General features: G+C 30.8%; 1 protein-coding gene. It reads right to left on the reverse strand.

Annotated elements, in window-relative coordinates:
- On the reverse strand, positions 1-237 hold a 237-nt coding region (locus tag AC0L2B_RS00035; protein WP_473743606.1), incomplete at both ends, for a hypothetical protein.

Consider the following 237-nt stretch of genomic DNA (forward strand, 5'->3'; position numbering starts at 1 on the left):
GTGGTGTGGTGTTGTTTTTTTTTTTTTTTTTTTTTTTTTTGTTTGTTTTTGTTGTTTTTTGCTTGTTTTTTTTTTTTTTGTGTTTTTTTTTTTTTTTTTTTTTTTTGTTTTTTTTTTTTTTTTTTTTTTTTTTGGGGGGGGGGGGGGGGGGGTGGGGGGGGGTTTTTTTGTTTTTTTTGGTGGGTGTGTTTGTTTGGTTGGGGGGGTGTTTTGGGGTTTTTTTTTTTCAATTTACCC

This window comes from Mesorhizobium sp. WSM4815 (assembly GCF_055811575.1).